This window comes from Chitinophaga sp. 22308 (assembly GCF_052045305.1).
GTDB classification, from domain to species: Bacteria; Bacteroidota; Bacteroidia; order Chitinophagales; family Chitinophagaceae; genus Chitinophaga; species Chitinophaga varians_A.
Genome location: NZ_JBQEOP010000007.1, coordinates 481,004 through 505,352 on the forward strand (window position 1 = coordinate 481,004; position 24,349 = coordinate 505,352).

General features: G+C 50.4%; 24 protein-coding genes. 9 read left to right on the forward strand and 15 right to left on the reverse strand.

Features of this window, described 5'->3' with window-relative positions:
• Positions 1-4 precede the first annotated feature (4 nt).
• Entirely contained in the window at positions 5-400 is a 396-nt protein-coding gene (locus ACTJJS_RS28045; protein ID WP_343746761.1) for a hypothetical protein, read from the reverse strand.
• 138 nt (positions 401-538) lie between these two features.
• Complete coding sequence (locus ACTJJS_RS28050) at positions 539-2,716, reverse strand: DPP IV N-terminal domain-containing protein (protein ID WP_440666801.1); 2,178 nt, start codon at positions 2,714-2,716, stop codon at positions 539-541.
• Positions 2,717-2,997: 281 nt separating this feature from the next.
• Between ACTJJS_RS28050 and ACTJJS_RS28055 the strand changes: the two genes are divergently transcribed.
• The 3 genes from ACTJJS_RS28055 to ACTJJS_RS28065 all read left to right on the forward strand — a co-directional run bounded on the left by ACTJJS_RS28055 (position 2,998) and on the right by ACTJJS_RS28065 (position 4,645).
• Positions 2,998-3,255 (forward strand): hypothetical protein, encoded by a 258-nt coding sequence (locus ACTJJS_RS28055; protein ID WP_188095454.1) that lies wholly within the window; start codon positions 2,998-3,000, stop codon positions 3,253-3,255.
• Positions 3,256-3,319: 64 nt separating this feature from the next.
• Positions 3,320-3,934, forward strand: coding sequence for a trimeric intracellular cation channel family protein (locus ACTJJS_RS28060; protein ID WP_168874327.1), 615 nt, complete (start codon positions 3,320-3,322; stop codon positions 3,932-3,934).
• A 66-nt stretch (positions 3,935-4,000) separates the two neighbouring features.
• Positions 4,001-4,645: a MarC family protein gene (locus ACTJJS_RS28065; protein WP_211092778.1), complete on the forward strand. Its 645-nt coding sequence runs from the start codon at positions 4,001-4,003 to the stop codon at positions 4,643-4,645.
• 432 nt (positions 4,646-5,077) lie between these two features.
• Here the strand turns inward: ACTJJS_RS28065 and ACTJJS_RS28070 are convergent, their stop codons facing one another.
• From ACTJJS_RS28070 to ACTJJS_RS28090, 5 genes are all read right to left on the reverse strand, one after another.
• Positions 5,078-6,166 (reverse strand): efflux RND transporter periplasmic adaptor subunit, encoded by a 1,089-nt coding sequence (locus tag ACTJJS_RS28070; RefSeq protein ID WP_440666804.1) that lies wholly within the window; start codon positions 6,164-6,166, stop codon positions 5,078-5,080.
• A 22-nt stretch (positions 6,167-6,188) separates the two neighbouring features.
• Positions 6,189-9,392, reverse strand: a complete 3,204-nt coding sequence (locus ACTJJS_RS28075) for an efflux RND transporter permease subunit (RefSeq protein ID WP_440666806.1) — start codon at positions 9,390-9,392, stop codon at positions 6,189-6,191.
• Positions 9,393-9,426: 34 nt separating this feature from the next.
• The gene (locus tag ACTJJS_RS28080; RefSeq protein WP_168874330.1) at positions 9,427-10,821 is read right to left on the reverse strand and encodes a TolC family protein; all 1,395 of its coding nucleotides are present in this window, start codon (positions 10,819-10,821) and stop codon (positions 9,427-9,429) included.
• Between the two features lie 152 nt (positions 10,822-10,973).
• The gene (locus ACTJJS_RS28085; RefSeq protein WP_440666808.1) at positions 10,974-11,318 is read right to left on the reverse strand and encodes a hypothetical protein; all 345 of its coding nucleotides are present in this window, start codon (positions 11,316-11,318) and stop codon (positions 10,974-10,976) included.
• Positions 11,319-11,413: 95 nt separating this feature from the next.
• Positions 11,414-12,229, reverse strand: coding sequence for a DUF6630 family protein (locus ACTJJS_RS28090; protein WP_168874332.1), 816 nt, complete (start codon positions 12,227-12,229; stop codon positions 11,414-11,416).
• A gap of 111 nt (positions 12,230-12,340) precedes the next feature.
• Between ACTJJS_RS28090 and ACTJJS_RS28095 the strand changes: the two genes are divergently transcribed.
• Positions 12,341-13,291 carry an aldo/keto reductase gene (locus ACTJJS_RS28095; protein WP_440666811.1) on the forward strand — a complete coding sequence of 317 codons (951 nt, stop codon included), beginning with the start codon at positions 12,341-12,343 and terminating at the stop codon, positions 13,289-13,291.
• Positions 13,292-13,419: 128 nt separating this feature from the next.
• On the opposite strand, the gene ACTJJS_RS28100 is transcribed toward ACTJJS_RS28095, so the two are convergent.
• From ACTJJS_RS28100 to ACTJJS_RS28110, 3 genes are all read right to left on the reverse strand, one after another.
• Positions 13,420-14,448, reverse strand: coding sequence for an outer membrane beta-barrel protein (locus ACTJJS_RS28100; protein ID WP_168874334.1), 1,029 nt, complete (start codon positions 14,446-14,448; stop codon positions 13,420-13,422).
• Positions 14,449-14,532: 84 nt separating this feature from the next.
• On the reverse strand, positions 14,533-15,711 hold the full coding sequence (locus tag ACTJJS_RS28105) for a hypothetical protein (protein ID WP_440666813.1): 1,179 nt from the start codon (positions 15,709-15,711) through the stop codon (positions 14,533-14,535).
• Positions 15,712-15,854: 143 nt separating this feature from the next.
• Positions 15,855-16,130, reverse strand: a complete 276-nt coding sequence (locus ACTJJS_RS28110) for a SelT/SelW/SelH family protein (protein ID WP_168874336.1) — start codon at positions 16,128-16,130, stop codon at positions 15,855-15,857.
• Positions 16,131-16,438: 308 nt separating this feature from the next.
• On the opposite strand from ACTJJS_RS28110, the gene ACTJJS_RS28115 reads away from it, so the two are divergent.
• Positions 16,439-18,409 carry an ATP-binding protein gene (locus ACTJJS_RS28115; protein WP_440666815.1) on the forward strand — a complete coding sequence of 657 codons (1,971 nt, stop codon included), beginning with the start codon at positions 16,439-16,441 and terminating at the stop codon, positions 18,407-18,409.
• Position 18,410: 1 nt separating this feature from the next.
• Here ACTJJS_RS28115 and ACTJJS_RS28120 read toward each other — a convergent pair whose 3' ends face one another.
• Positions 18,411-18,875 carry an Lrp/AsnC family transcriptional regulator gene (locus ACTJJS_RS28120; RefSeq protein ID WP_168874338.1) on the reverse strand — a complete coding sequence of 155 codons (465 nt, stop codon included), beginning with the start codon at positions 18,873-18,875 and terminating at the stop codon, positions 18,411-18,413.
• A gap of 166 nt (positions 18,876-19,041) precedes the next feature.
• Here ACTJJS_RS28120 and ACTJJS_RS28125 point away from each other — a divergent pair, with 166 nt between their 5' ends.
• The gene (locus ACTJJS_RS28125) at positions 19,042-20,172 is read left to right on the forward strand and encodes a histidine decarboxylase (protein ID WP_440666818.1); all 1,131 of its coding nucleotides are present in this window, start codon (positions 19,042-19,044) and stop codon (positions 20,170-20,172) included.
• Here ACTJJS_RS28125 and ACTJJS_RS28130 read toward each other — a convergent pair.
• The 3 genes from ACTJJS_RS28130 to ACTJJS_RS28140 all read right to left on the reverse strand — a co-directional run bounded on the left by ACTJJS_RS28130 (position 20,169) and on the right by ACTJJS_RS28140 (position 22,012).
• On the reverse strand, positions 20,169-21,056 hold the full coding sequence (locus ACTJJS_RS28130; protein ID WP_440666819.1) for a mechanosensitive ion channel family protein: 888 nt from the start codon (positions 21,054-21,056) through the stop codon (positions 20,169-20,171). The two genes, ACTJJS_RS28125 and ACTJJS_RS28130, sit on opposite strands and share 4 nt — an antisense overlap.
• A gap of 72 nt (positions 21,057-21,128) precedes the next feature.
• Positions 21,129-21,389, reverse strand: a complete 261-nt coding sequence (locus ACTJJS_RS28135) for a hypothetical protein (RefSeq protein WP_168874339.1) — start codon at positions 21,387-21,389, stop codon at positions 21,129-21,131.
• Positions 21,390-21,505: 116 nt separating this feature from the next.
• Positions 21,506-22,012 carry a DUF6496 domain-containing protein gene (locus ACTJJS_RS28140; protein WP_440666821.1) on the reverse strand — a complete coding sequence of 169 codons (507 nt, stop codon included), beginning with the start codon at positions 22,010-22,012 and terminating at the stop codon, positions 21,506-21,508.
• A 213-nt stretch (positions 22,013-22,225) separates the two neighbouring features.
• Between ACTJJS_RS28140 and ACTJJS_RS28145 the strand changes: the two genes are divergently transcribed.
• The 3 genes from ACTJJS_RS28145 (at position 22,226) to ACTJJS_RS28155 (ending at position 23,446) form a co-directional block, all read left to right on the forward strand.
• A complete protein-coding gene (locus tag ACTJJS_RS28145; RefSeq protein ID WP_078672819.1) occupies positions 22,226-22,549 on the forward strand; it encodes a KGG domain-containing protein in 324 nt (107 codons plus the stop codon).
• Between the two features lie 114 nt (positions 22,550-22,663).
• A complete protein-coding gene (locus ACTJJS_RS28150) occupies positions 22,664-23,026 on the forward strand; it encodes a DUF1304 domain-containing protein (RefSeq protein ID WP_440666824.1) in 363 nt (120 codons plus the stop codon).
• 12 nt (positions 23,027-23,038) lie between these two features.
• Positions 23,039-23,446, forward strand: a complete 408-nt coding sequence (locus tag ACTJJS_RS28155) for a hypothetical protein (protein ID WP_168874342.1) — start codon at positions 23,039-23,041, stop codon at positions 23,444-23,446.
• Here ACTJJS_RS28155 and ACTJJS_RS28160 read toward each other — a convergent pair.
• Positions 23,435-24,337 (reverse strand): diacylglycerol/lipid kinase family protein, encoded by a 903-nt coding sequence (locus ACTJJS_RS28160; RefSeq protein ID WP_247655071.1) that lies wholly within the window; start codon positions 24,335-24,337, stop codon positions 23,435-23,437. The genes ACTJJS_RS28155 and ACTJJS_RS28160 overlap by 12 nt on opposite strands.
• Between the last annotated feature and the right edge of the window lie 12 nt (positions 24,338-24,349).

Sequence of the window (24,349 nt, forward strand, 5' to 3'; positions counted from 1 at the left end):
AAATTTAGGCTTTAGGTGTCTTCCTGGGCGTTGGGGTAAGCAGTACACAAACAAATGCCACGGCAGCAGCAGCTACTGAAATATACAGCGCTATGCCCGCCTGTGGGCAAACGCCGGCCTCACAGCGGGAAAACAGCAGCATGTTACGGAAAGACCATGCCAGCATAAAACCCGCTACAAAAAGGTTCATTCGCATCACCCATTCGTTCTTCACCAGAAAAATAATCACTGCCAGCACCGCCAGGAAGATATTCAGTTTCCCCGGTTCCCCATAGCTGGAGCCGGTGGTATTTAACCCGGTAAATACCAGGTGCCGGCTCTCGATCACCGCCCACGGGAAAAATGCACAAATAATCACCACCACCGCAGCAATAATTCCGATAATAGAAGTCTTAGACATGTCATTCAGTTTATTAAGAAGCGCAAGTTAGAGATTTTTTGATTTTCGATTTTTTGATTTTGGAATTTTAGGGAGTTATCAAAGTATGTCTCTCATCTTCTCAAAATCAAAAAATCGAAAATCAAAAAATTTCAACATTTACTTCGCTCCTGGTTCGCAATGTGCGCGCAGATAGTTAGTATAGAGGGTAGATAGGTGCGTGAAAGTACCCTCTCCTTCCGAAATGCTGTGAGTACGGTTAGGATAAGCCATGAACTGGATTTGTTTGTTGTATTTGATCAGTTCATTGAGCAGCATCTCCGCGTTCTGATAATGCACGTTGTCATCTCCGGTACCGTGTATGTACAGCAGGTTTCCGCGCAGGTTCCTGGCATAGGAAATGGGTGAGCCCTTCACAAAATCTTCCCGGTTCTCTTCCGGCAGCCCCATATAACGTTCCTGGTAGATATTGTCATAGGTCAGCTGGTTGCCTACTGCGGCGATAGCGATGCCTGTTTTGTAGATGTCCGGGTACTGGAACATGAGGTTAAGCGTCATGGAGCCGCCGCCGCTCCAGCCCCATACCGCTGTACGGGCAGGATCGATATAGGCATATTTTTTCATGAGCGCCTGAGCAGCCTGTGCCTGGTCACGCGCGTTGAGCAAGCCTACTTTGCGGTAGATGCTTTTACGCCAGTAGCGGCCTTTGGGCAATGGCGTGCCTCTGTTGTCCATAGAAGCGTAGATGTAGCCATCTGCCGCCATATCGCCATCATAGAGGAAGTTGCGGCCTGCACCAGCCACATCGCGGGTGGTGGCGCCGGCAGGTTCACCATATACATAAAATACGATCGGATATTTTTTGGAGGGGTCGAAGTCTTTAGGTTTGCGCATCCAGCCGCCGATCCTGATGCCGTCAGCGGTCTGCACCTCGAAATACTCCACACATTTACCTGCGGCCGCGGCCTGTTTCAGTGCCTGTGCCACTTCCGGGCTGCTTTTATGCGCCGGCAGTTCCACGTTTTCGCTGACGGGATACATGCAGGCGTTGCTGAAGGAATGTACCGCCCAGCTGCTGTAGGGTGATATATTGTATTCATGTGAGCCGGGCTGGTCGGCCGGCGTGATACGTTCCGCTTTGCCACCATTCAGCGGAATGCGGTAAAGGTATTCCTGTACCGCGTTGTCCGGCGAGGCGGTGAACCAGATCTGATTACCGGTTTCATCGATTTTGGCGATGGTCATCACGTCATAGTTGCCTGGCGTCAGCAGTGTGGCTTTTCCGGTTTCGGTGGAGACGGTGTACAGATGGCGCCATCCGTCCTGTTCACTTACCCAGATAAAGTCTTTTCCGTTGCGGATAAAGTCCCACCCTGCGATGTTGTCATCGTCCCAGCGGGATTTCACGTCGATCCAGGCGCTGTCTTTTTCTTCGTACAACGTATGTACTTTACCGTTAGTAGCGTCGCAAAGCATGATTTTGCTTTCGTTCTGTTTGCGGTTAAGCTGTTGGATGATCAGTTGTTTTTTACCGGGCACCCATTCCATACGGGGGATGTAATGCTGTTGCTGATCACCGGGAACGTCCATCCAGCGGGTGTTGGCAGTGGCGATGTCCACTACGCCGACGCGGCAGGCGGAAGGGCTTTGGCCCGCCACGGGATATTCTACCGGTACGTTAAAGGAGTAGATGGAATCGGTGTTATTGATCATGAGGAAGTCGCGGATTTTGGTCGCGTCTATCTGCCAGTAAGCGATGCTTTTACTATCGGGGCTCCAGCGGAAACCGTCGCGGCAGCCGAATTCTTCTTCATAGGCCCAGTCGAAGGTACCATTGATAAAACGGCGGGTACCGTTGGTAGTCAGTGCTTTGATGGTGCCGGTGGCCAGGTCTTCCACATAGAGATTGTGTTCACTCACATAGGCGGCCCTGGTGCCGTCAGGTGATAACTTGGCGAACATCAGCGAAGATGCGGCATGACCTTTGCCTAACTGTTGAAGTTTGCCGGACGCAAGGTCCAGCAACCAGTAGTCGCCGCGGGTTTCATAACGCCATACTTTTTTTGAATTGGTGTAGATCAGCAATTTTTTTTCATCTGCTGAAAAAGAGAAGTCCCGGACCGGCAGTGCTTTGGCGGCGCCTGCAGGAGTATACTTTCCGGCCGGCACCATGACCGTGGGAGCGGCGCCTGATAAGGGAGTGGCAACAATGCCCTGCGGTTCGGCCTTTAAAGTGGCCCGACCATCGCGCGACCATTTGATTCCTTTGCCCGGTTGAGCGAACAGGGAGAAACAGCTCACCACCAACAAGGCTACCAATAGTGTTATTTTCTTCATTGTGGATATATAAAACACAATGGTAACCAAATTTTTAAAAGTAAAGCGGAAGATTATGGCCAGCGGAGCAGCAAGCATGCCGGAAGGTCAACTTTTGAAGATATGATCTTTTTTAATTTTTTTTGCAGGATGTGGATAAAAAAGTTTTCACATAGGGAAAAAATTATTTCTTTTTTTCTATTTTTATGCAAATATTAATAATTAATTAATGATTATCAGTTTGTTAGTCAACTGTACAACACTGTAAAACAATCTCAAAATCCTGGAAAAACCATTTGATTATGATCCAAGTTACCTTATCTTATAAAGACCGTGAATTTTTTCAGTTTGAAGATACTTTCCTGGCCCAGATAGCAGAGAATACCAGAAAGCTGCTCTATGCCTTGCTGGAAGACATATACGACCTCCTGGCGCTCGAAAAAGGCCGTTTCCGTATCAACCTCGATCATCAGCCTAAGATCGAAGTGGAAGGCTTCAGCAATGACCTGCGTAACCAGATAGAACGTACCCTGCGCGGCGAATACGACTATGATTATTGATATCACGCGGTAATGCGGATATTCCTGTATACTGATTATCTTAGCGCGAAAATCAGACAGGGGAATGTCACTCACCTACATACAGGGGCTGGAGTTGTCCGGCACTTTTGCTTTCGCCGTTTCCGGAGCAACGGCAGCCATCAATAAATCCTACGACGTTATAGGGCTGCTGGCCCTGGCTTTTATCACCGCCATTGGCGGTGGTACTATCCGTGACCTTCTGATCGGCGCTACGCCGGTAGCCTGGATGACCGATGAACTCAGCAATACCGCTATCATTCTTGCGGCTGTTATCGCAGCCGTTTTTTTCTCCTACGTAAAAATATTGCAACGCTGGCTGAACATCTTCGATGCTATCGGCCTCGGCATGTTCACCATCACCGGTATCAATAAGGGCATTGCAGCGGGACTGCCTGTTCCCGTGTGTGTAGCCCTCGGGGTTATTACCGGTGCTTTCGGCGGGCTGCTCCGCGATGTGATCACTGGTGAACAACCGATCCTCTTTACCCGGGAAATCTATGCTGTGGCTTCCCTCGCCGGTGGTTCCCTTTTTGTGCTGGCCGGTATTTTCACACACCTGCCCGGAGGCGTTATTCAGAGTATATCCGTTACCGTTATTGTGGGCATACGCCTGTTAAGCCTGCGTTACAACTGGCAGCTGCCCCGTATCCGGCAGTAAAAAAATATTCTTCCGGGAAATTGAGTTTTGGGAAATTACGAATTAATAAATTTCCTATATTGAGGTATGATGTCTCTGTTCGATAATTACTTTGCATTTGCCACCACCGTGTTCATGGGATTGCTGGCCATCGTCAATCCGATTTCGGCTATACCGGTTTTCCTGGAGCTGACTTCCTACATGGATAAAAAAGCCAAACGCAACATCGCCACCAAATCGGTATTGATAGCTTTTTGTATCATCGTTGTATTCAGCGTGGCAGGCAAACTGATCTTCCATGTGTTTGGAATCACACTGGCCGCACTGCGGGTTACCGGCGGCATACTGGTATTTGTGATCGGCTATGAGATGGTGAGAAGCAAGGAAGAAACCGCACAGGCACAGAAGCTGGGCGACCAGCCTGTTAAAGCGGACCAGGGCATCAGCGTGGCCATCACACCGCTTGCCATGCCGTTACTGGCCGGCCCCGGCGCTATCACCACTTCCATGAGCTATTCCGCGGCCAAAGACCTGACCCATCTTGCCATTGTTATGGTCGTATACGCCATTATATGTTACATCACCTATCTCCTCTTCATCGCCGGCGAGCGCATTGTCCGCATTATCGGCACTAACGTCATGATGGTAGTGACTAAAATGATGGGGCTGATCCTCGCCGTGATAGGCGTTCAAATGCTGGCCCTCGGCATCAAGGAACTGTTCAATCTGTAATTTTTATTTCTTGTCAACAATTTCAAAACGTTTCGTGTTATTTAAGCAATGACGCAAGCGAGACAGTTTTGTAGTTATTCTGTGATTTGACAAACAGCTATTGGCGTTGACCACTTTGAGTTCATCCAAAAAGATCATCCAGGGAATTGTTGGCCCGGCGTGACAAAATATTAACTATTGCAGAGCAGTCTAATTTAACCACTCCTCCATTATTTCAGTTTTACAACAGTCCGTGCCGAAAGGCATGTCAGGATATTCGTGTGCCATAAAGATTTTAGTTGAACAACAGGTAAATATCCGTTATTGATTACTAGGTGGATGTTACCGTTCCCTTTTTTCAATAGGAACAGAAGAAATCAATATAGACGGAACAGTTAGCAAAAAGCCGTCCCGAATCATCGGGACGGCATGTTTTTTCCTGCAAGGGTATTATCAGTGAATGGCAATACCATCCTTGATTTCATCGGTAGCATTCACCAGCACCTCATCTCCTGCTTTCAGGTTACCGAATACTTCCGTAGAGTCATTATGGTGATTCCCTTCCTGTACGTCCACCCACTGCGTCCGGTGGTCTTTTACAACGATCACGTATTTTCTTTCGGTAGACATGACCACCGCAGATGCGGGTACCACCAGGGCGGCGGCGGAACCGTTGACCGGCATCGTAATTTCCGCATACATACCGGGTTTCAATTCACGGGAAGTATTGGCTACGTCCACCTCTACCGCTTCGGAGCGGTACCTGTCATTTAAAGTGCCTGCTTCACGGGAAACGGCGCCCTTAAATACTTTCCCCGGCATGGCATTTACGCTGAAGTTTACCATGGACTGCCCCATCAGCTGGCCGCTATAGATCTCAGGCACCTGTAACACGAGCCTCAGTTTATCTTCCTGCTCCAGCATCAGCATGGGTTTATCACCCACTTTTGTGTCCGGGCCGACCAATGCGCCGGGATGGATGTTTCTCTCTGTGATCACGCCATCAAAGGGGGCCGTTACCGTGAGATAGTCCCGCATAACGCCGCGGGCGCGAAAATTGGCCTGCTCGCTGTTCATCAGCGCACTGTCGCCCAGCATACGGGCTTTGGACAGCTCCAGGTCGTGGGCCGAAATAGTGCCCGGCGTTTCATCCGCCGTGGCGATGGTACGCTCATAATTGTCTTTGCTGGCGGCAAACATAGCGCGCGCCTGTATGTACTTGGATTGCGCCGCATAATACTGTTGCGTGATCTCTGGTGCTTCCAGTACCAGCAGCACCTGCCCTTTTTTCACGCGGGAGCCGCGGTCCACCATAATGCGGCTGACAAAGCCATTCACACGGGGATAGATACTTACTTTCTGAAATGCTTCCAGTGTGCCCGGCAGGCGGATACTGCCCGACAGGGGCTGTTGTACAACCCTGGCAAACTGGTACTGCCTTTCATGCGCCACTGGTTTGTATTCCGGTGCAGCAGCCGAATGACAGGCCGCCAGTGCAACCACCAGGCCCAACATCATCCAATTAGCACTCATATTTTTCATATATATAATTTTTTATGTTGAATTAAAGATCTGCAGGCATTAAAGAAGGAGATTCGAGGGTGGCTTTCTTTTGCATCCGTGCGTATACGAGCGGCAGTATCAGCAAAGCGGCCAGTGTAGAGGCGATCAGTCCTCCTATTACAGCGCGGCCCAGTGGCGCTGTCTGGTCGCCTGCTTCCCCGAGGCCGGTGGCCATAGGTATCATCCCGGCTATCATCGCGAGGCTCGTCATCAGGATAGGCCGTAAACGGATGCCGGCGCTCACCACTGCGGCTTTGCCGGCGTCACGATAAGACGACCGCAGTTTCTCCGCATTAGTGACAATAAGGATCGCATTGGCCACCGATACACCGGTAGACATGATCATGCCCATGTAAGATTGCAGGTTAAGCGTAGCGCCTGTCATCAGCAAGGCCAGCAAAGCGCCGGCAATTACCGCAGGCACGGTCACCAGTACCACTGCTGACAGCCTGAAGGACTGATAGTTGGCGGCCAGCAGCAGGAATATCACCACTACTGCCATCGCCAGCCCGCGTTCCAGGCTTTCCAGCGTGTCTACCAGCAGGCTTGATGCTCCTTTCAATTCCACTATCAGTCCTTTAGGTGGTGTCCCCGCATCCTTCACCACCTTTTGTACCGCGGCGGTGGCAGCGCCCAGATCTTTGCCGCTGATATTGGCACTAACGGTCACGAATCTACGTGGACCGGCGCGGTCATATTCACCCGGCATCTCCGTAGTCCTGAAACTGGCCACATCTGCCAGCACAGGCCTTGGCTGGCCCGGTACCAGCGGTATCTCCTTTAAGTCATTGATGGCCGTCATGCTGTATTCCGGTACCTGCACCTGTACCTGATAGGTATAGGCTACTTTCTCGTCCAGCCACTGGTTCTTTTCCGTAAAACGGCTGGAGGAAGTAGAGGCCGTCACCGACCGTGCCACCTGGTAAATATTCAGCCCCATCTGCGCCAGTTTGAGACGGTCAATCTCAATACTGATCACCGGGAAATGCAGCGGTTGTGCTATCTGCACGTCCCGCAGGAAAGGTATCTGCTTCAGTTGCGATACCAGTCCTTCCGCATAACCGGCAATCTGTTTCATGTCTTTACCCGCCACCCGCAGCTCGATCGGTGTGGAAGCCCCCTGTGCCATGATCTTCTCAGTGAGGTCTATCGGTTCAAAAGACAGGCGCATTTCCGGTATTTTCGCGGTAATGTTCGCCCGCAACCGGTCCTTCAGCTTTTCTATATCTACTTTATAATCTTCATCCAGGTTCACCTGCAACACCGCTTCGTGCGTACCGCTGTTGAAGATGTAAAGGTTGCTGGTGCCATAGCTGCTTGGGATCAGACCTACATAGGCAGAGCTGATGGACACATGCCCGTTGACAGTGCTGTCGATGATATTCAGTACTTCATGCAAACTGCCTTCGGTCCGTTCCAGCCGCGTACCGTCCGGCATGCGAAGCCTTAACTGGAACTGACCGGCATTCACATGCGGCATCAGGTCTTTCCCTATCCACCAGTAACAGCCACCAGCCAGCAAGAGCGAGCCTATCACATATATGCCGACGATCAGGCCCGAACGTTTCATGCTGTTCTCCAGTATGCGGACAAAGCGCCCCTTGAAACGTTCAAAACCGTCTTTCTTTGCCTCCGGCATCGTTTCCTGGTGTTGCATATGCTCGTTCACTTCTTTTATCTCCCCGTTGTCCAGGGCCAGTCCGGCATGGCTGTGGCCATGACTGAACTTCTCCGCTTTAAGCCACCAGTTGGACACTACCGGTACCAGCGACTGCGCCGCGAAGAACGATGCGATCATAGCAAAACCTATGGACAGGGACAACGGCAGGAACATGGCACGGGGAACACCTGTCATGATGAAAGACGGTGCAAAAACGGCAAGGATGCACAACAGGATAAGCAGCAGCGGGAAGGCTATCTCCTCGCAGGCATCGTAAATGGCGCGTCTGACGGGCTTGCCCATTTCGAGGTGCTGGTGTATGTTTTCGATGGTCACCGTGGCCTGGTCTACCAGAATGCCGATAGCCAGTGCCAGTCCGCTGAGCGTCATCAGGTTGATGGTTTGTCCGGCCAGTTGCAGTCCCAGTACCGCGCATAACACGGCAATCGGGATGGTGACCACTACCACGAGGCAGCTGCGCAGGTCGCGCAGGAACAACAGTACCATGAGGCCTGTGAGCAACGCGCCCAGCAGACCTTCTGTGATCAGGCTTTTCACCGCGTTGATCACAAATACGGACTGGTCAAATTCATAAGACACCTTTACATCATCGGGCAGGAGGCTTTGCATCTCCGGCAGTTTGGCTTTCAGCTTTTTCACCACGTCCCAGGTGGAGGCATCGGCAGTTTTCACCACAGGGATGTACACAGAACGTTTTCCATTTACCAGCGCATAGTCCACCGTTACGTCGGCCGCATCGGCCACACGGGCCACGTCTTTGATGAACACGGTAGCGTTGCCGTTGGTAACGATCGGAATCTCCCCGAAATCCGACACTTCTTTTTCGAGGGAGTTGATGGTAGTCACAAACATGGTGTTATTGATGCGGATGTTGCCCGAAGGCGTCATCACATTGTTTTTGGCGATGGCTTCCACCACCTGGTCGGCCGAGAGGTTGAAGCTGCGGAGGCGCTGAGGGTCTACGTTGACCACCACCGAGCGGGAGTTGGCGCCAAAAGGCGGCGGAGCTGACAATCCCGGCACCGAAGCAAACATTGGCCGGATACGGGTTGCCGCGAGGTCGTAGATTTCCTTCAGTGATTTGTCGGGACTGCTGAAGACCAGCTCCCCTACCGGCAGCGACGATGCGTCGAAGCGCAGCACCTGTGGCGGCAGTGCGCCCGGCGGGAAAAACTTCATGGCCCTGTTCACCTGCAAAGCTACCTGGGCAGAGGCTTCCGCCATGTCGGTGCTTTCATAGAAAGTGAGTTTCAATAACGTTAACCCCTGTATGTTTTTGGTGGTGATATTTTTTACGCCGTTCACATACAGGAACTGGTCCTGTAAGCGCGTGGCAAAAAAACCTTCCATCTGTTTGGGCGACATGCCTCCGTACGGCTCTATCACATAGATAGTGGGCAGGTTCAGTTTGGGAAATATATCGATGGGTATACTGAATATAGCCAGAATAGAAAACAGCAGCAGACCGGCGGTGAGCACCACCACCGTGACCGGCTTTTTCAGGGCTGAAGAGACTAAAGACATAAGCGTTACTTTAAGATGAAAACCGGTATCTTCCTCAGAGACTGCTGATCAGCTGTCCGAGATTATTGTCGGCGTAAGCCGCGCGGAACAATGCTTTCCAGGCTTCGTCGTGGGCCTGTACCAGGTCTGTTTCCGCCCGGTTGAGCACAAACAGCGCATTGGTGACTTCGATGATACTGGTCAGACCATGTTTATACAGCGCCATTTTCTGTTTGGCGGCAGCCTGAGCGGCCTGCAGTTGCAGGGGCAGTTCTTTTAGTTTAGCCTGTGCCGTTAGTATGTCGGCCTGCGCCTGCATATACAGGCTTTGCAGATTGGTACGCGACGTTTCCAGTTCCTGCTCCGCGGCGGCGGATTTCTGCTTTTGCACCGCCATTTTATCACGGGTATGTTTCAGATCTGCCACGTTCCAGGTGATGCCCAGTCCGAGGAGATAGTTGTAACGGCTGTACCCTAATCCGCTAAAGAGGTTTTTATCATACATATCGTTGAAGCTGCCGCTGGAGCCGCGCATCCATCCGGCCGCCATCAGGTTTACTTTGGGCAGCAGTTGTTTGCGGACCACCTGCTCCTGCGCTTGCTGGCGCTGGTACAGGGCGTGGTAATATTCCAGCAGCGGATGGCTGTCTGCCGGCCTCAAAGAATCCGGCTGCAGCAGCTGCGGCAAAGTGGCGCCACTACCAAACAGTGGCAGCACCTGTGTGGTGTCCAGGCCGGTGAGGGCAGCCAGTTCGATACGTACCTGATTGTAGCGGTTGGCCACCTCCAACAGGCTCAGTCGTGCTTTGGACAGCTCTGCGGCAGCGATGGCGCTGTCTACGCCCGGTTTGAGGCCATGCAGCACGATGGAGGTCACCGCACGGGCCATCTCGGCATTACGCCGGATGTTGTCTTGCTGTATTTGCTGAAGTTCGTTTAGCCGTAACAGTTCCAGGTAGTCCCTGACCACTGTTACCGTGAGCTGGTTGGTCATGTTGTTCAGGTCTGCTTCATTCACGTGCAAATCCTGGCGGGCCGCGGCTTTTTGTGTACCGTAGGCGCCGAAATTATAGATCTCCCACTGCATGGATGCCATGGCAATATTTCCGCTCATGAGCGCAGCGTTGTTGTCGGCCCGTATGCCACCGGAGGTGGAAGGGATCATGCCCATGGTAAAATAAGAGCCATAGATGCTGTTATCAGTACCTGCATCCACCTGCTCATGTAATTTGAGGGCAGGATACCAGTTGTGTTTCACATCTGTCAGGTTGGCTTCTCCCGCTTTCACAAGCGCCTGTTTCGCCTTCACGGCAGGATAATGGGCCAAGGCCAGGTCTACAGCCTGCTTAAGAGAAAGACTGTCTGCGACCGGGCCGGCGAACAAAGAGGTAAATGGCAACAGACATAGCAATAGCCCATACCTCTTTTTCGCGGTTATATGTATACGCATAATTCGCTGAAAAGATTAGTAAATCATTTATGGATTTGGGGATTTCGGGATTTGGGGATTTGGGGATTTCGGGGATAGTTGATAACGGAAACCGCGCCGGCTAACGGAGCAGGACATCCGAAAAATCAAAAAATCCGTCAATCAAAAAATCCCTAAATAAACTGAGGCGGGCCTCGCCAGCTGCGGAGCGGAACGGGAACGTTGAGGTAGGGGTTGCAGTGATATCCTGTGCGGGTATCATCTACATAAATAAAATACGGAGGAAGGGAAGCACAGTAGATGGAACATACCTGGCTGTGGCTGTCGTTAATACCTACCGGCCGGCGTTTCAACTTTTTAATGGTCGTCTTGTACCGAGGGGTATGTTTCAGCACGTACTGCGTAATGCTGAAGGTATGCTGGTTGTTTTGTGAGCGCGCATAACCATCGCCCTGCTCCACTTGCGGGAGCACGCAGACAGTAATGAGTACTAGGAATAACAGCCTTAATATTTTCACATCCAACCAACTTAATGTCCACTAAGTTATTGAATGAGACTGGCTTTTACCAGACCACTCATCACATTTTAATCATATTTTAATACCCGGAAAAATCAGAAAAAGCAGACCAGGCAAAGTTCTTCCATCTTCAGCAGGGCATTGGCGAGACGGAAATCCTGCATCGGGAAACAGGCAAATGACTGGTATTCATCCAGCGCCGGTCCTATGGCGACAATCTTCAGATCAAAGGCTTCCAGCTGTTCGTTAAAATGGTCCAGCAGCGCCTTGGCGAAATCTTCCGCGGACTGTATTGCTTCATATTCTTCGGGGGTGGGCGCCTCAAGGGTAGCACCTGCGCTTACCAGCGGCGAAAGTTCATTGAGGGCGAACACACCTTCGTCAGACAGCGTCCGCCATTCAAAATCGGTCAGGTTACCGGTTTGCTGCAAGGCTACCTGCAGCTCCTCCCATATCGCGATCACATTGGCGGGCACATTGTCCGGCAGGTTATTGATCTGTTCCTCCGCTTCGTCTTCTTCGAAAATATCCAGGTAGAGCTGGGACAACAATTCCCGCGCATTGCCCTGCGCCTTCAGTTTGTCAAACATCTTCAATTCCCTCACCATGGCATTCCAGCGCAGTGTAAGCTCTTCCACGTCCTCCGCCAGCAGGTCGTCAGTGATCATCACGGCAGTCTCTTCCAGCTTGTAATTGTCAAGCCGGCTTTTCTTCACGATCAGTTCTTCTCCTTCAAACGACAGTTCATAAGTGGCGCAATTCAGAAAGCGTGTACCAATCACTACTTTGTCGGGGAATATTTCATGAATAACATCTTCTTCCGTATCGATATGAGAATTACCGCCTGGCTGTCCGAATGTAGTGGTCAGCCAGTTAAAATCCGCCTGTGATATACCTGTTGGCATCATCATAATAATAAAATTGATCAGCAAATGTAGTGAAATTAGCTGAGGGCGCCTGCGTCGATAAAAGTAGTTAAATTAGCAAAAGGAACTATTACACAAGCTTCAAATTTAATCATCATGGAAAAACGGAAACTTGGAAATTCAGGACTGGAAGCGGCCCCTTTTGCCTTTGGCGGGAATGTATTCGGATGGTCTGCTAATGAAACTGTTTCTTTCCAACTGCTGGATACCTTTACCAGCAATGGATTCAATCTTATTGACACTGCCGACGTCTACTCTCGCTGGGTAACGGGCAACAAAGGCGGAGAATCTGAAACCATTATCGGCAAATGGCTGAAACAAAGTGGCAAGCGTCATGAGGTGCTGGTAGCCACCAAAGCCGGAGGAGACATGGGCGAAGGCGTCAATAACACCAAAGCCTATATCATTAAAGCAGCAGATGCCTCGCTACAGCGGCTGCAAACCGACTATATCGATCTTTACCAGACCCACTTTGATGATGGCAAAACCCCGGTGGAAGAAACACTGGATGCTTACGCCACCCTGATCAAGGCTGGCAAGGTAAGGGCTATCGGCGCTTCCAACATGAGCACAGACAGACTGATTGCCAGCCTGAAAGCCAGTGAGCAGCATGGCCTTCCGCGCTATGAAACCTATCAGCCGGAATACAACCTGTATGACCGTGCCGGTTTTGAAAAAACGTATATGCCTCTCTGTGAGCAATACGGGTTGAGCGTGATCAGCTACTATTCCCTGGCCAGCGGCTTCCTGAGCGGCAAATACCGCAACGAGGCCGATATAGAAAAGAGCAAGGCCCGCGGCCGGACAGCGCTCAGCTATCTGAATGAAAGAGGCCTGCGTATCCTTGCGGCCCTTGACCAGGTGGCAGCCCGCTATCACAGTACGCCCGCAGGCGTTTCCCTCGCCTGGCTCCTCACCCGCCCTACCGTGGCGGCGCCCATCGCCAGCGCCACCAGTGTGGCACAGCTGCAGGATATTATCAAAGGAATTCAGCTGCAACTGGATGCGGATGCGGTCCATGTGCTGAACGAAGCGTCCCAGGGCTGAAGCCCTGGGCTACGATTAGATTAAATTGCCTTATAATGAAAAAGCTGGCTTAAATAAGCCAGCTTTTTCGTTTGTATAATCTGATGGAGGAGTCTTTAAACTTTTTCCCCGTCAGGAAAATTTGTTTGTCAGAGTTTTATTTTGATACCTGCATTTACGCCCAATCCACCGATGTTGATGTATGATTTCAGGTCGTTGGACGGCTCGTTGTCATTCTTGTAATACACTTTGCTGCCGATCTGATTGACAGGCGTATTGGAATTTTTGTCGAGCGTGGTAACGTATTTGGTGTTTTTCTCCGCCACACTGAGATCGCTGAGGCTGCGGGTCGGTTGCCCTGGCACCGGCGCCACCACTGCGCCCGTAGAGGCGTTAACGATATTGTTGGTTTGGTCGAAGGCGGTGACTTCTTTTTCCTTACTTCTTACCGGCACGTTGCGGTACTCACCTTCCACGAAGATGTCAATACGCGGGCTGACGTAGAAGTTCACACCGATAGCGCCCTGAAAGCCCAGGGTGATGTTAGGTTTCACCTCTTCTTTGCGGTGGATGGTGGTATGTACCATGGTACCGGGCGGAATACCTGCCGGGCTGGTGAGCTGGTCCACATCAGTGTCGATATGGAGGCGGCCCCATAATGGCACCACCAATCCTACACGCACATACGGATTTACTTTCTCAAATCCGGGATTGAGCACCAGCGCAGGCGCAAAGTCGATAGCGTTCACATAGCCGTATGATTCCACACTGGCCAGCTGTTTCCCACTGCCTGCCGCGGTCGTGAGATTCCTTGTCATCAGGTTTTTCCGGCTATGGTAATAGTTAAACGAAGCTTCCACCGCCATATACTTATTGATATTGTATCCTACAGCAATACCTCCTCTTGCGCCTTCACCGTAGGAGCCTGTGAGCACTTTACGGCTGAGGGTGTCCAGCGGATTGGGACGTGTGGGATTATATTCAGTATGCAGGTCCTGCGGTGGAAACGGGCCAACGTTCGGGAACTGTCCCGGGAAAACACTAAAGAAGTAACCACCGGTTACTTTGAGATAAAATTTTGACTGTTGTGGATGTTTGCCGGTGAGCTCCTGGGCCTGGAGGCTTCCTGCAAGGGTTAATGCCAGCATAGTGGCCGAAAACAGGTGCACTTTTTTCATAAACAGTGGTTTTGGTGAGATGGTTTTTCAACCTATCGGAAGTTAATGAATTGTTATCAAATAACAAGCATCCCACCAAACTGTTTAGAAGGCTTCTGCCAGTGACAGGTAAAATCCTTTCTGCCTGGACTCACCGTCTCTCTTCTCACCAACGGCATAGTCTATACGAATTGTCAGTTTTGCGTTTTCGTCATAGAAGTAGCGGATACCACCGCCAAAGCTGGGCTTAAAGCCATTAAGGGCAAAATTGTGGTTATTGAACACAGAACCGGCGCCGGCAAAAGCGGCCAGTGCGAACTTCGGCCAGATGTCCACGAACCATATTCTGATATGCATTTTCGGATCAATCAGGTAACGGTACTCCGCCTGTCCTGCCAGGTAATTCTGATCACGGTAACGGCCGGTGTAATAACCGCGCATCATATTATCGTTCCCCATTTCGGACAACAGGTAAAAAGGTAGTTTGTCGCCCTGCAGGCTGTTGAACACGCCATTCAGTCCCAATGTGCTTTTGGGAGACAATGAAATAAAATGCGAGCCCTGCGCTTCCAGCTTGAACAATGGCTCTGAGCTGACAAACGCCGGCGCATAAGCCGCATTCAACCGCAGCCACCAACCTTTACGGGTGTAGTTCTGGTTGTCACGGTTATCGAAGATGCCGGTCAGCCCGATGAAAGTCACATGGCCACCATCCTTGCCTACCAGCGGCATCGTGTTGTAGATGCCTTTGTCATCTTTGCTGCTGTAGGAATCGTTTTGGTACAGCAGCGAAGCACCGGCGTAAAAATGGCCACCAACACGGCGTTCCGCTTCCAGCTGTGCTTTATAGCGGGTATTATTCAACAGGGAGCGGTCATCGTGACGCGTTTCATTACCGATACCGAAGAAATACAGCGGGAAATTATGGTACCGCAGATTGCCCTTGTAATGCCAGGTATTACCGCGGGTCCAGATATTGGCCTTCAGATCTATTTTAAACTGGCTCTCGGTGGTGATGGCCGGAATCAGGTTCAACGTGGAGTTACGGGTGGTGATGTCCGGGTTTTTATTGTCTGTATAAAAAGAATACAACATGGCGGCGCCAATTTCCAGCCCTTTTTCCTGGGAATAGCCCAGTACGGGCAGCGGGAAAAAGCTGCGCTTCCGGAATGCAAGACTATCCGCCGGAGGGGGTGTACTGCCTGTAGAAACTGTGTCCTGTTGCGCCTGGGTGCCAATGGCTAAAGAAACGAACAACGCCGTGATAGTAAGTGCTTTATACATGGCCGCAAATGTACACCATAAACAATTACGAATGACGAATTACGAATTACGAATGGAGGGCTGTTTAAGGCAAAGGTCACTTAGTGGCTGCTCTGACGGGGATTCCTCCATTCGTAATTCGTAATTCGTCATTCGTAATTGATTTAGCGGTCTGAATGGCCCAGTTGTTTATCGGGTGCTACCAGATCGCGCACGAGTTGTTTCAGGAATTTTATTTCCGGGAAATGCCCGGCTTCTTTCCGGTCGAAGATCTGCTGATCGTTCAGGAAGATAGTGTAGGTGCCGGCAGTTTCGCTGGGGCGTAATGTCACGCCTCCCAGTTCAGCCGTGAAGGTAGTCAGCAGCTCCTGGGCCATATAGGCAGCCCGGAGCAGCCAGCCACATTTGGGACAATATTCGATGGTGATGACCGGTTTCATGATAATTCACTGATGTTTAGGACGTTAGGCATCAGGGCACGCTCGACAAGTATAGCCGTTGCCGGTAGGTGGCCTGTTTACCCGAAAGATACGACTGTATTCGGATTTCGGCAGGTATAACACAAAAATCACACGTCCTGCGCCACAATTTGTTGCCTGTTCTTTTGAATCGTCCGCCTTTATCTTTATTTTTATGCCATAATTAAAGCGTACGTCCCCGAATCGCTCTACTATGTCACAGCCAACAATAATACCTTATGCTGCCGGCCATACCTTTGAAAAAATGTATCTTTATTCCCCTGTGTTTATTGCTTCTGTCCCCTGCCACCAGAGCGCAACAAACCGGAATAGACAGCCTGCAGTCCAACCTTAACGCGCACCTCCAGCGGGACACTGTCAGAGTGGACCTGCTGAACCAACTATCACGCCTATACTTTACCAAAGACGCAGGTATCGCTGCCCGTTTGGGAGAAGAAGCCCTCAGTATCAGCAATGAACTGGGTTATGTCAAAGGAAAAATATGGGCCACCCGTAACCTTGCGCTGGTAGAAAACACCAAGGGCAACCTGGACAAACAATTGCAGCTCACCTTCACCGCCCTGAAACTTGCAGAGGCACAGGGTGAACCGCGCACCCTCGGCATCCTCAATAATGATGTGGGTAACATCTTCACGGAACAAAACAGTCCGCGGGACGCATTAATTTACCTGCTGAAATCCCTCCAGATAAAAGAGCAACTAAAAGAAACCCCCGAAATCAGCAAAACTCTTAATAATATTGGCTCTGCCTATATCGCCCTGAAAAAAACCGATTCCGCCCTACTCTATTTAACCAGGTCCGAAAAACTCAAACTGTCACTGCGGGATGAGCGCGGGCTGGCCTATACCTACGAGAACATGGGCATCGTGGCCATGCTGGAACACCGGTACCAGACAGCGCTGCGATATCACGAACTGTCGGCGCGGTATTATAAAAACACCGATAATCAACCCGGTATCACCAAAGCCAGCCTGAACCTGGCTGAAGTGCAAACCTTGCTGGGCGACCTGAACAGCGCAGAAAAAAACCTGGATACCGCCCTGGCCATCAATTCGAAGCTGGGCAACGTGAAAAATGAGATGATCTATTATAAGATCCGCTCCAGGCTGGATTCCGCGCGACATGATTACGCCTCTGCCCTGAAACATTATCAGGCCTTCAGCGAGCGCAACATCGATTACTTTAATATAGAGAAGCTCCGGCAGATCAGCCGCTCCACCATGAAATATGAAACGGAGAAAAAGCAACGGGAAAATGTGATGCTTAAAAAGGAGCAACAGCTGCATCTGGCCACCATCCAGCAGCAGCGCGTACTGGTGCTGTCCGGCGCCGCCCTGTTCCTCGCCCTGTTACTGATCACCGCCATGGTGTACCGGTTGTACAAACACCAACAGGAACTCTACCAGCAGCTCAACAGCAAGAACCAGGAAGTGTCCCTGCAAAACCATATCATCCTCGAACAGAACGCCACGCTGGAAAACCTCAACCAGGTAAAAGATAAAATATTCTCCGTCATCTCCCACGACCTGCGGTCTCCGCTGGCCATTCTCGAAGGACTGCTGTTCCTGCTGAAAGATGAAAAGATCGACGCCCAGCAGTTCCGTTTTTATACCGATGAACTGTGGCGCGACGTAAAAAATACTGCGTATATGATGGATAATATGTTGCAATGGGCCAGCAACCAGATGAAAGGCATCAGTGTAAAAGCTGATGACTTTGACCTGACGTTACTGCTCAACCAGGAATTTGAACTGCTGCAAACCATGGCGCGGCAAAAAGACGTAAAGCTCTCCCATGAGCTGAAAAACGCTATCCTGGTATATGCCGATCCTGATATGATCAGGCTCGTGCTGCGTAATCTCATCAATAATGCCATCAAATTTACGCCCGGCGGCGGCGAGATCGTGCTCAAAGCGCAGCTGGAAAAAGGAGAAGCGCAGGTGTCAGTAAAAGACAATGGTACCGGCATTCCTACGGATGATCAGCACCGCATTTTCTCCAATATATACTACTCCACTACCGGCACCCGGAACGAAAAAGGCTGCGGCCTGGGGCTGCACCTGTCCAAAGACTTCGTGGAGCGTAACCATGGCCACATCTGGTTTGAAAGCAAACCGGGAGAAGGCAGCTGTTTCAGTTTCACCGTTCCCCTTTCCGATGAACAGGAGATTAACGCCCGCGGCTATACGGTGGTGTTGCAGGACAATCCTGTCAGCGGCATGAGCGTGCTGCGAAGATAGTTTATACCAGTCCGAACGCAGTGGTGTGTTTGATCTCCGTCATCACGAAGGAGCTGTGCACCTGCGCAATATTTTCGATCGCCGCCAGTTTGTTGGTCAGAAAATGCTGATAACGCCGCATATCGTCCACTACTACTTTCAGCAGATAATCGAACGTGCCCGCCACGTGATAACATTCCATCACTTCCTCCATCTGGCTGATGGCCAGTTCAAATTTTTTCAGCAACGGCTGTGAATGCAGCTGCAGCGACACATTACAGAAGGCCACCAGGGTTTTGCCTATTTTCTCAGGGTGCAGCAGGGTGACGTAGTTCCGGATAACACCCATTTTCTCAATTTTTTTCAGCCGTTCGTAAGTAGGGGTAACGCTTAAGCCTATACGATGTGCTATTTCCTTGGTGTTGAGGCGGGCATTTTCCTGGAGCACTTCCAGGATGCGGCGGTCTGTTTTATCGAGTGTGTCCATAGCAGAAGATTTTATCTGAAAAAGCGGCCACGGGCAGTCGCTTTTAGTTAATTTAAACTACAATACAACCAAAAATAGTATATATTTTCTGATCTTACCGTAATACTGGTTCATTTCAATGGCATTTACATAGCTTCGCAGCATCATACACCTGTAATTGCCGATTATGAAAGATCACCCGTTACCTGCCGCCGATGCGGCTATGCTGGACCGTTTGCTGGCTGAAGTACAAGACCACACCCGGCACTTCCTGGGATATCCCGTATCCAAAGATTTTGACTACAGTCCGCTGTTCCCGTTTTTACAATATCCGCTGAATAACCTGGGAGACCCGTTTGTGGACTGTACCTACACCGTAGGTTCCCGGGAGATGGAAAAATATGTTGTGGAATTTTTTGCCCGGCTGTTCCGTGCGCCGGCCAATGACTGGTGGGGTTATGTCACCAACGGCGGTTCGGAAGGCAACCTGTATGGGCTGTACCTCGCGCGGGAGCTGTATCCCAAGGCGATGGTGTATTATTCCGAAGCTACCCACTACAGCGTACAAAAGAACCTGCACCTGCTGAATATGCCCAGTATCATGATCCGGACGCTGCCCAACGGGGAGATTGACTATAATGACCTGGAGCAAACGATGGGCATGAACCGGCATATGCCGGTGATCATGCTGGCCAATATCGGAACGACCATGACCGAAGCCAGAGACGACATAGGGCGCATTAAAGACATTTTGAAGCGCCTGGCCATCCGGCATCATTACATCCATGCTGACGGGGCATTGTCCGGCAGCTACTGCTCCTTCCTGGACCCAAGGCCCGCTTTTGACTTTGCAGATGGCGCTGACAGTATCGCCATCAGCGGACATAAATTTATAGGCTCTCCTATCCCCTGTGGCGTAGTGGTGGCCAAAAAGTCTTACCGTGACCGGATAGCCCGTTCCGTTGCTTATATCGGCAGTATGGACACTACCATCACAGGCTCAAGAAACGGCCACAGTCCGTTGTTTCTATGGTACGCGCTGAAAAGCCTCGGCCTTGCCGGCCTGGAAAAAAGGGCCCGGCACAGCCTGTCCGTAGCCGCCTATGCAGTGGACCGTTTCCGGGAAAACGGCATTGCTGCCTGGCGTAACCCCGATTCCATCACGGTGGTATTTCCGGAACCGCCCGGAAATATCCGCCGGAAATGGCAGCTGGCCTCAGAAAACGGCTGGTCGCACATTATCTGCATGCCGAATGTGGAAACGTCCCAGATTGATACATTGCTGGCAGAGATGACTGCCGCTTCGGTGATGGTTTAAGCTTTACCGCCTTCCGCGATAGCGATAATTTCCGTATTGAGCGCCCGTTTTATCAGGCGCTCTTTTTCTTTATCAGAATGTGGCACCAGCAGTTGCAGCTTGAACTGCACAAAATCTTTTTTTATTTCGAGGGTTTTGAGCGAAAAACTGTCTTCCCGGTAATAACGCTGATAGGCTTCTATAGACCTGCGCAGGCGCGCTTCCAGCTCTTCGGGCGTGAATTTATGTTTGTGGTCCAGTTCAAATTCGAGGCTTAGTTTCTTAATGTTCTGTTTGGACTGGTTCACCACGATGCTGGTAAACACCACAGAGTTAGGAATGATGACGATATCGTCATCATCGTTCTGCAACACTACATTGATCAGTGTAATGTCCATGATTTTGCCTTTATACTCGCCTATCCTGACCTGGTCGCCGAGGGACAGCTGATCGGAGAACATCACGATCAGGCCATTGATCATATTGGAGATATAGTCTTTTGTCAGCAGCGCGATCGCCGCGGCCACGATGGTGATGCTGGTAATGAGCCGCATCAGGTCCTGTCCGAAAAAGATGGGGATGGCCAGCAGGAAAAAAACCGTATTTAACACAGAAGTGATGCGGTTAATCCCCAGTATGAAGTTATCTTTCTCCAGTGGTTTAGTGCGATGGCGGCGGGTATACCAGGAAAGTATCACCAGCCAGGCGATAGAAATAACGATGTTGGCGCCAAGGAAAAAAGACAGCGCATTAGTGACCTTGAACAACCAGGGGAACTTGTCATAGAACGCCGGATGTTCGAGGTTAAAATATATGATGCCGGAGTATATCAGCAGTTTAAATATGAATATGATCCGCTCCCGGCGGTTGGTATTTTTATAGGTTTTATCGGTTACCATCATCATAGTGATCCCACGCGCTTTCCCGCAAAAGTACAAAAGGCGCGCGGCTAAAAAAAGCGGCATATGTGAGGAGGCCTACAGCTCACCCATTTTGTTAAGTATTTCAGTCCAGATGATGCGGGCTATTTGTTCACTTTCCACAATACGCAGATTGCCTTCCGGAGAGTCTGTATGATCTATCATGAAGGTCTGGGAATGGGGTTGAAAATCTTCCAATACATGTTCGCGGACATCAGGGATTACTTCATAAATGGTTTCATAAGCGATCCTGTTAATGCTAATGGTCAGGCCGTATGGTTTTCCTTTAATCATCACCGTTATGCTGTGTTTTTCCATACAAACTGGTTTTGATCCACTGTCACAGGTGCAATAGGTATGCCATATAAAAAGACCGGTGACACTTGGTTACCGGTCTCTTTTTGTATATAAAAAGAAGGATAAAACGGTCTGTTTCACGCAGTGGCCATAGCGCGGTGTCTGGTGTTTTTCTTATGTGCGGTGGCCCCTCTTTTGGCGGTGGATTTTTTAACAGATGTTTTACGATGTGTTGCTTTTTTTGCCGTGGTTGCTTTTTTGGCAGTTGTCTTTTTGGCAGCTGTTTTCCTGGCGGTTGTTTTTCTTGCGGTGGCTCTTTTAGCCGTCGTTTTTTTCGCAGCGGCTTTTTTAGGCGCTGCTTTTTTTGCGCTGGATTTTTTAGTGGTTGATTTTTTTGCGGTTGATTTTTTAGCTGCCGCTTTTTTAGGGACTTTCGCCCCTTCTTTTCTTGCTTCAGATAATCCGATGGCGATCGCCTGTTTGGGGTTTGTTACCTTTTTGCCACTTCGGCCACTTTTAAGTTTGCCTTCGTGCATCTCATGCATGGATTTTTCCACTTTCTCCTGAGACTTCCTGGAATACTTTGCCATGATTTGAAGATTTAAATGGGTTAAAAAAAGAAGTAACAGGTGTAAATGAAACAAATTATACGCCAGCCGATAGCGGTCAAAATCAATCAGAAATATGGGGAAAGGGGGCTAAAACTGTGTTAAAAATTCTATGTATTGTGGAACGAATTGCCCCATCAGCAGATGCGGGGAAACCGCAAAACGCCTGTATACGGCGATTCGGCCGGTGGCATGTATATTGATCGACTTCTACGCAATATTGTTCACTAAACTATAAAATCCAGGATTATGGAACACATCAGGTATCAACAACTCGCACCGAGTGCCGAGAACCACGAGAAGAGTCCAACAGACAAACCCAAACACAGCAAACGGGGATTTGCATCCATGGACCCTGAACAACAACGTGCTATTTCCAGAGAAGGTGGCAGGGCTGCGCATCAGCAAGGTGTTGCCCACAAATTTACCTCTGAAGAAGCCCGTGCGGCCGGTAAGAAAGGTGGCGAGGCAGTAAGCCGCAACCGCGAACACATGGCGGCAATTGGCAGAAAAGGTGGCACTAACCGCGGCAAAAAGAAGAATAATGCGACCACTGAAGAAAATAACTTCTGATGAATTGGGGGATGGCGAAACGTGAACGGGATTCTCAGCTCAAAATTCACCTTTCGTCATCCGCAATTCGTTCATAATTCTTCTTATATTTAGCATAACCATCAAATTCAAGTTATGCTAGTATTGGCCAAGTTCCTGATCGCATTCGTTATGCTGGAACACTTCTACATCATGTGGTTCGAAATGTTTGCCTGGACCACCAAAGGGCCTAAGATTTTCCAGAAATTCCCCAAAGCACTATTCCCTGCCACCAAACCACTCGCTGCCAACCAGGGCCTGTATAACGGCTTTCTGGCTGCAGGATTAGGTTGGTCATTGCTCATTTCGGACCCGGAGTGGGCACGGCATATTGCGGATTTTTTTCTCGGCTGTGTAGCGGTAGCCGGTATTTACGGCGCGCTGACAGCCGAGAAAAAGATCTTCCTGGTCCAGGCGCTGCCTGCACTGGTGGCCCTGATATTGCTTCACCTGGCGTAAAAACAAGACCCGATGATCGACGAAGCAGATATCAGGATTGGCAACTATGTGGCTTATTTTGACTACAATATGGAGGAATCAGTCTTTGTAGTGGAAGGGATACTGGACGGTTATATCTACAATTCCGGACTGCCCAGGAGTAAAATTCCCTGTGAGAAAGCCAACCCGGTACTACTGGACCTTTACCAGCTGATTAAATTCGACTTTATTCGCGGCGTGCCCGAAGAAGGGGAAGATGAAAACATCTATTCCCTGAAATACAACCGGCTTAACAGCCTGCATATCCGCCATGAAAACGGCTGTTTCCAGCCGGTCACGGAATCACCCAACGGCTTTGTGCCCTATGGCCGCCCGCTGGTGCACGTGCATCAGCTGCAAAACCTGTTTCATGCCCTCAGCCGCGACGAGCTAACCCTGTGACGCCTGCGGCGGGACAAAAACGGCCAGGGCGCGGGGTATTACTTCAGCCGTCACCTCATTTACCTTCCCCATATACTCCCCATCAATCTGGAACTCCGCTTTTTTAGGCGTATGGATGTAGACCTTCCGGGCCCGGATGATCTCTGTTTTATGGGGGTTAAACGGGCGACGGACAAACAACATTTTGAGCGTCTCCAGCAGGGAGATCTTTTTCACCAGCACTACCTCGAAAATACCGTCGCTCAGGTCACTGACAGGGTTAATACAGGCCCCGGTCCCATATTTGCCGGCATTGGCCAGTACGATCATAAAGGCCTCCCGCGACAGCTGGTCAGCTCCGTTGTCTATTTCCACCGCAAACCGCTGCCGGTACCAGAACGTTTTCAGTACCACCCGTGCATAGCCTGTCATGCCCCGCACGCCGGACCGCTGGAAATACTTTACCAGCAACGCATTCAGCCCGATATCGCTCAGATGGATGGAAATATCCCGGCCATTGATACGTATCACATCTATTTTACGGACATGGGCCTGCAATAACAGCTCCAGCGCCGCATCCCATGATTCGGGGATGCACAGGTCGCGCGCCATGCCGTTGGCCGAACCTGCCGGCAGAATGCCCAGCGGAATGTCCTTGTTCAACAGGCAGGTGGCCACCATCTTCACCGTACCATCGCCGCCGGCAGCCACCACGCCGTCCCACCCGCCTTCGTGCAACAGCTGCAGCAAACGCGCTTCATCGGCAGCAGGACTGCCGGTCAACAGCATCGACTCACCCCGGACATTTTCATGGCGCTGCAAAAAACGTTGGACTGCTTCTTGCGGAGCAACTTTCCGGGCAGCTCCCGAAGCGGGATTAATAACGAATAATAATCTTAACTTCTTTTCCATTTGAGTAGCATG

Coding starts and splice junctions, on each gene's coding strand:
- ACTJJS_RS28050 (WP_440666801.1), bottom strand. CDS start 2,716: ATGAAGAAAATAACACTATTGGTAGCCTTGTTGGTGGTGAGCTGTTTC.
- ACTJJS_RS28145 (WP_078672819.1), top strand. CDS start 22,226: ATGGAACACATCAGGTATCAACAACTCGCACCGAGTGCCGAGAACCAC.
- ACTJJS_RS28080 (WP_168874330.1), bottom strand. CDS start 10,821: ATGCGTATACATATAACCGCGAAAAAGAGGTATGGGCTATTGCTATGT.
- ACTJJS_RS28125 (WP_440666818.1), top strand. CDS start 19,042: ATGAAAGATCACCCGTTACCTGCCGCCGATGCGGCTATGCTGGACCGT.
- ACTJJS_RS28105 (WP_440666813.1), bottom strand. CDS start 15,711: ATGTATAAAGCACTTACTATCACGGCGTTGTTCGTTTCTTTAGCCATT.
- ACTJJS_RS28135 (WP_168874339.1), bottom strand. CDS start 21,389: ATGGAAAAACACAGCATAACGGTGATGATTAAAGGAAAACCATACGGC.
- ACTJJS_RS28120 (WP_168874338.1), bottom strand. CDS start 18,875: ATGGACACACTCGATAAAACAGACCGCCGCATCCTGGAAGTGCTCCAG.
- ACTJJS_RS28095 (WP_440666811.1), top strand. CDS start 12,341: ATGGAAAAACGGAAACTTGGAAATTCAGGACTGGAAGCGGCCCCTTTT.
- ACTJJS_RS28075 (WP_440666806.1), bottom strand. CDS start 9,392: ATGTCTTTAGTCTCTTCAGCCCTGAAAAAGCCGGTCACGGTGGTGGTG.
- ACTJJS_RS28090 (WP_168874332.1), bottom strand. CDS start 12,229: ATGATGATGCCAACAGGTATATCACAGGCGGATTTTAACTGGCTGACC.
- ACTJJS_RS28155 (WP_168874342.1), top strand. CDS start 23,039: ATGATCGACGAAGCAGATATCAGGATTGGCAACTATGTGGCTTATTTT.
- ACTJJS_RS28150 (WP_440666824.1), top strand. CDS start 22,664: ATGCTAGTATTGGCCAAGTTCCTGATCGCATTCGTTATGCTGGAACAC.
- ACTJJS_RS28065 (WP_211092778.1), top strand. CDS start 4,001: ATGATGTCTCTGTTCGATAATTACTTTGCATTTGCCACCACCGTGTTC.
- ACTJJS_RS28070 (WP_440666804.1), bottom strand. CDS start 6,166: ATGAAAAATATGAGTGCTAATTGGATGATGTTGGGCCTGGTGGTTGCA.
- ACTJJS_RS28130 (WP_440666819.1), bottom strand. CDS start 21,056: ATGATGATGGTAACCGATAAAACCTATAAAAATACCAACCGCCGGGAG.
- ACTJJS_RS28045 (WP_343746761.1), bottom strand. CDS start 400: ATGTCTAAGACTTCTATTATCGGAATTATTGCTGCGGTGGTGGTGATT.
- ACTJJS_RS28160 (WP_247655071.1), bottom strand. CDS start 24,337: ATGGAAAAGAAGTTAAGATTATTATTCGTTATTAATCCCGCTTCGGGA.
- ACTJJS_RS28110 (WP_168874336.1), bottom strand. CDS start 16,130: ATGAAACCGGTCATCACCATCGAATATTGTCCCAAATGTGGCTGGCTG.
- ACTJJS_RS28100 (WP_168874334.1), bottom strand. CDS start 14,448: ATGAAAAAAGTGCACCTGTTTTCGGCCACTATGCTGGCATTAACCCTT.
- ACTJJS_RS28060 (WP_168874327.1), top strand. CDS start 3,320: ATGTCACTCACCTACATACAGGGGCTGGAGTTGTCCGGCACTTTTGCT.
- ACTJJS_RS28055 (WP_188095454.1), top strand. CDS start 2,998: ATGATCCAAGTTACCTTATCTTATAAAGACCGTGAATTTTTTCAGTTT.